Below are 3,545 nucleotides of genomic sequence, written 5' to 3'. Positions count from 1 at the left end.
GACGCCCGCCGCCGAGACACCCGTCCCTGCGACACCCGCCACCGGACGGACCCGTGATCCGCTCACCCCGAACACCCTGCGGAGCATCGTCCGCGAGTTGGCCGAGCGGCCCGAACACTGGATCCACCACGTCCGCCTCTCCACCGAGGAACGCTGGTACCGGCGGCTGGTGGCCGATGAGGACCACGAGGTCTGGCTGATCAGCTGGCTGCCCGGCCAGTCCACCGGCTTCCACGACCACGGCGGCTCGCGGGGCGCTTTCACCGTCGCCCTCGGCGAGTTGGAGGAGCTGTCCCTCGGCGGCCCGGAGCAGGGCCTGCTGATCCGCCGGATCTCGGCGGGCACCACCCGCGCCTTCGGCCCCGAGTACGTGCACGACGTCCGCAACACCGCCTCCGGCCCGGCCGTCACCCTGCACGCCTACTCGCCGCCGCTCAGCTCGATGGCGCACTACGACCTGCGAGCCGGTGGGCTCGTGCGCACCTCGGAGGAAGGACCGGAGCAGTGGTGACCACGATCGACGACCTGGTGGAGCGGGCCCGCGAGGGCGTGCACCGACCGCGCGCCCGGGAGGCGTACCAGGCCCACCTGGAGGGCGCGCTGCTGGTGGACATCCGCCCGGCGGCGCAGCGGGCGGCCGAGGGCGAGATCCCCGGCTCGCTGATCATCGAGCGCAATGTGCTGGAGTGGCGGCTCGACCCGACGGGCAGTCACCGCATCCCCGAGGCCTCTGGTTACGACGTCGAGGTGATCGTGGTCTGCTCCGAGGGTTACGCCTCCAGCCTGGCCGCGTCCTCGCTGCGCGAGCTGGGGCTGCACCGGGCGACCGACCTGGACGGCGGCTTCGTCGGCTGGGCGGCCGACGGGCTGCCGACACGCCCGGGAGGCTGAGCCGGACCACCGACACGCCCAGGCGTCCGAGCCGGGCCACCGCCCCCTCTCCGGCAGCCGAGCACCGGCGCCGGGGAGGGGGCGGCGGCCCGGTCCGGAGCACGTGTCAAGCGGTAAATCAGAGACAGGAGATGAGACAGGTCATAGTCTGATCAGAGTTTCCGCCGGTCCGAACCTGGGCAGCCACGCGGGCGGAAGACGCCCGGGCGGTGGATCCGACGAGCGGCACCAGCTCCATCCAGCCACTCGCCGACACGCCGCCACCAACTGAACTACCGACCGACACAGGCGCCGCCTCCCCGGGGCGCCCTGATGAGGAAACTCCCCGTGATCACATTCGAGGGCGCCGGCAAGCGCCACCCCGACGGCACCATCGCCGTCGAGGGTCTGGACCTGGAGGTCCCGACCGGTCGGATAACCGTCCTGGTCGGACCGTCCGGCTGCGGCAAGACCACCCTGCTACGCATGGTCAACCGGATGGTCGAACCCACCTCCGGCCGGGTGCTGCTGGACGGCACCGACGTCGCCCAGCTGGAGCCCGCCAAACTACGCCGCGGCATCGGGTACGTGATCCAGCAGGCGGGACTCTTCCCGCACCGCAAGGTGATCGACAACATCGCCACCGTCCCCTACCTGCTCGGCTGGGAGCGCAAGAAGGCCCGCGCCCGGGCCGCCGAACTGCTCGAACTGGTCGGGCTCGCCCCCGAGACGGCCAAGCGGTACCCGTTCCAGCTGTCCGGCGGCCAGCAGCAGCGCGTCGGCGTGGCGCGCGCGCTGGCCGCGGACCCGCCGGTGCTGCTGATGGACGAACCCTTCAGCGCCGTCGACCCGGTGGTGCGCGCCGGGCTCCAGGAGGAGCTGCTGCGGCTCCAGTCCGAGCTGCACAAGACGGTCCTGTTCGTGACCCACGACATCGAGGAGGCCGTCCGGCTCGGCGACCAGGTCGTGGTGCTGCGCGAGCACGGCCGGATCGCCCAACTGGCCGACCCGCACACCCTGCTGACCACCCCCGCCGATGACGGCGTGGCCGCCTTCCTCGGCCGCGACCGGGGCCTGCGCGGCCTCGGCCTGCGCCCCGCGAGCGCCGTAGCGCTCCGCCCGGTCGGCGACGGGATCCGTTATGGGGGCTGGGAGTTGGCCCTGGACGACGCGAGCCGCCCGATCGGCTGGATCGACCGCACCGCGGTCAGCGCCGAACTGCACCCGGCGGCCGGATTCCGGCCGGAGACCGACACCCTGCGCACCGCGCTGGACGCCGCCGTCCTCTCCCCCGCCGGGGTCGCGGTCGCGCTGGACGCCGACGGCCGGGCCACCGGCACCGCGAGCCGGGACGCGATCCTGGCCGCGCTCGCGCCCACCGGGGCGACCGCCGTCGGCGGCGTCGACGCGGGCGCCGACGTGAACGCGAACGCGGGCGTCGAGGTGAACGCGGATGTGGACGTGGACGGCGACGCGGACGCGGACGCGGATGTGGACGCGGACGCGGACGTGAAGACCCCCGTCAGCACCCGGAAGGCCCTCGCCGCCGACGGGACGGGCGAGACCGGCACGACGGACCGGGTCGGCGGGCCGGATGGAGCCGACGGTGGACGATGAACCGATCGTCCGCTGGTACTGGATCGGCGACCATCTCGGCTACCTCGGCGACCTGCTCGCCGACCACGCCGTGATCGCGCTGATCCCGGTCCTGATCGGCCTGCTGCTGGCCGTCCCGCTCGGCCTGGCCTGCGCGCGCTTCCCCAGGCTGTACCAGCCGCTGTCCGCCGTCTTCAACATCGTCTACGCGCTGCCCTCGCTGGCCGTCTTCGTGGTGCTGATCCCCTACACCGGGCTCGCCACCCAGGCGACCGTGATGATCCCGCTGACCTTCTACGCCCTCGCCGTCCTCCTGCCGACCACCGTGGACGGCCTGCACGCCGTCCCGGACTCCGTCCGGCAGGCGGCCACCGCGATGGGGTACGGGCCGTGGCACCGGCTGACCACCGTCGAGCTGCCCGCCGCCGTGCCGTACCTGATCGCCGGTCTGCGGGTCGCCGCGGTGTCCAGCATCTCGCTGGCCAGCGTCGGTGCGCTGGTCGGGCGCGGCGGGCTCGGCTACCTGTTCATCGACGGCTTCCAACGCACCTTCCCGACCCCGATCGTGGCCGGCATCGTGCTGATCGCCGCCCTCGCGCTGGTCGTCGACCTGCTGTTGGTGGGCGCCCGGCGGCTGCTCGCGCCCTGGGCCGTCCGGGAGAAGGGGGCGGGCTCGTGAACTGGCTGGACTGGCTGAACGACTTCTTCTCCGCCCCGGCCCGCCGCACCGGTCCGGACTCGATCGTGCACCGGGTCTCCGAGCACCTGCTGCTCTCCGGCGAGGCCCTGCTGTACGCGGCGCTGCTTGCCGTGCCGCTCGGGCTGCTGATCGGCTACACCGGGCGCGGTGTCACCGCGGTCACCGCGCTGGCCGGGGCCGCCCGTGCCCTGCCCACCCTCGGCCTGGTGACCCTGGCGGTGCTGCTCGCCGGGGTCGGCGACACCGCCGTCCTGATCCCGCTGGTCGCGCTGGCCGCGCCGCCGCTGCTGGTGGCGGCCGTCGAGGGGGTGCGCGGCACCGATCCGGACGTCCGGGACGCCGCCCGCGGGATCGGGCTGACCCACCCGCAGGTGCTGTG

The 3,545-nt window shown here is 73.7% G+C and carries 5 protein-coding genes; all 5 read left to right on the top strand.

Translation table 11 applies throughout. The features are described from left to right. The coding region (locus J0670_RS33255; protein WP_207815923.1) for a cysteine dioxygenase family protein at nt 1–511 on the top strand (511 nt) is incomplete at its 5' end. Further along, nucleotides 505–891 carry a rhodanese-like domain-containing protein gene (locus J0670_RS33250; RefSeq protein WP_207815921.1) on the top strand — a complete coding sequence of 129 codons (387 nt, stop codon included), beginning with the start codon at nt 505–507 and terminating at the stop codon, nt 889–891. The genes J0670_RS33255 and J0670_RS33250, both read left to right, overlap by 7 nt. A gap of 327 nt (nt 892–1,218) precedes the next feature. After that, entirely contained in the window at nt 1,219–2,487 is a 1,269-nt protein-coding gene (locus J0670_RS33245; protein WP_207815919.1) for an ABC transporter ATP-binding protein, read from the top strand. Further along, nucleotides 2,477–3,145, top strand: coding sequence for an ABC transporter permease (locus J0670_RS33240; protein ID WP_307806804.1), 669 nt, complete (start codon nt 2,477–2,479; stop codon nt 3,143–3,145). The genes J0670_RS33245 and J0670_RS33240 overlap by 11 nt, the downstream gene beginning before the upstream one ends. Then, nucleotides 3,142–3,545, top strand: a 404-nt coding sequence (locus tag J0670_RS33235; protein WP_374223218.1) for an ABC transporter permease subunit, incomplete at its 3' end; no start/stop codon positions are given. The genes J0670_RS33240 and J0670_RS33235, both read left to right, overlap by 4 nt.

Source organism: Streptomyces sp. FH025, assembly GCF_017427025.1.
Classification (GTDB): Bacteria; Actinomycetota; Actinomycetes; order Streptomycetales; family Streptomycetaceae; genus Kitasatospora.
Note: the sequence above shows the minus strand (reverse complement) of the source record. Positions and strands in the feature narration are given on the sequence as shown.